2 protein-coding genes are annotated in these 1,568 nt (G+C 67.7%); one reads left to right on the top strand and one right to left on the bottom strand.

Going from position 1 to position 1,568, the window contains the following annotated elements; translation table 11 throughout:
* A partial coding sequence (locus tag AB8Z36_RS39215; protein ID WP_369218135.1) for an aldo/keto reductase occupies window positions 1–910 on the bottom strand: 910 nt, incomplete at its 3' end.
* Between the two features lie 279 nt (window positions 911–1,189).
* On the opposite strand from AB8Z36_RS39215, the gene AB8Z36_RS39210 reads away from it, so the two are divergent.
* Window positions 1,190–1,568: MarR family winged helix-turn-helix transcriptional regulator (locus AB8Z36_RS39210; protein ID WP_369218134.1), on the top strand; the 379-nt coding region annotated here is incomplete at its 3' end.

Here is a 1,568-nt window from a genome sequence, read left to right as displayed (position 1 = left end):
CCTCCGCGATGCGGCTGGGGCGGGTGGCGCCGGGGATGACGGCGGCGGCCACCGGGTGGGCCAGGGAGAACTGGAGGGCGGCGGCCTTGATGGCGATCCCGTGCTGGTCGGTGAGAGCCTTGACGCGCTTGACCTTCTCGATGATCTCCGGCGGGGCCTGCTGGTACTCGAAGTTGGTGCCGCCGGCCAGGATGCCGGAGCTGTAGGGGCCGCCGACGACCATGTCGACGTTCTGCTCCTGGGCCATCGGCAGCAGGCGCTGCAAAGCGTGCTCGTGGTCGAGGAGTGTGTAACGGCCGGCGAGGAGGAAGCCGTCGGGCCGGGGCTCGTCCAGGGCGAGGGTCATCTCGATGGGTTCGGTCTTGTTGACGCCGAGGCCCCAGGCCTTGATGACGCCCTCGTCGCGCAGGCGGGACAGGACGCGGAAGGCGCCGGTGCGGGCCTCCTCGAACTTGCTGACCCAGGCGTCGCCGTGGAAGTCCTGCGCGATGTCGTGGACCCAGACGATGTCGAGGCGGTCGACGCCCAGGCGGCGCAGGCTGCCCTCGACGGAGCGCTCAGTGGCGTCCGCGGTCCACTCGTGCAGGACCTTGTTGGGGTTGCCGTGCTCGAACAGGCCGCCCTTCTCGCCGAAGTCGGGGACGTCGGTCTCGATCTCGTCGAGGATGACCCGGCCGACCTTGCTGGACAGCACGTAGGAGTCGCGGGGCTTGGCCGCCAGGACCTCGCCCAGACGCTCCTCGGCGAGGCCCGCGCCGTAGAAGGGGGCGGTGTCGTAGTAGCGGATGCCCTGGTCCCAGGCGGCTTCGACGGTGGCGCGGGCGTCCTCGTCGGGTATGGCGCGGAACATGTTTCCGAGGGGGGCGGTGCCGAAGCCGAGACGGCCGGGAAGGATGTTCTTCAGAGACATGGATGGTGCCTTTTCGATCGGTGCCTCGGTGTGGGGAGGCGTGGGGGACCTTGGCGGTACAAGCCCACCGCATATGATTGCGGTAGCGCTTTACAAGCTAGGACAATAATTGCAGACGCGGGGTAATGCAAGTTCTCCAGCGTCGACCAGCTCGTACCTCGAACGCCCGGCCGTCGATTGGTCCGCTTTGCTTGCGGACGCTGAATACAGGACTGAGCAGGTAATTTCAGTCAAGCCTTACCCTGGAGTTCAGTCTCATCCGGAAGGAGACCCGGACCCATGACCGCGATGGATCCCGCGTTGACCGCTCTCGCCAACGGATGGGCAGCCCTCTCCCTGCTGCACGGCAGGATCGAGGCACACATCGAGCGTGCCCTGCAAGCCGGGCACGATCTGAGCGTGCGGGAGTACTCGCTGCTCGACGTGCTCAGCCGCCAGCACGACGGCGACGGCGGGCATCTGCAGATGAAGCAGGTCGCCGACGCGGTCGTCCTCAGCCAGAGCGCCACCACCCGCCTGGTCGCCCGCCTGGAGGACCGTGGCCTGCTCTCCCGCTACCTGTGCCCGACCGACCGCCGCGGCATCTACACCGACGTCACCGAAGCAGGCCTGAAGCTTCTGGACGAAGCCCGGCCCACCAACGACACCGCCCTCAGAC

This window comes from Streptomyces flavofungini (assembly GCF_041028215.1).
Classification (GTDB): Bacteria; Actinomycetota; Actinomycetes; order Streptomycetales; family Streptomycetaceae; genus Streptomyces; species Streptomyces flavofungini_B.
Note: the sequence above shows the minus strand (reverse complement) of the source record. Positions and strands in the feature narration are given on the sequence as shown.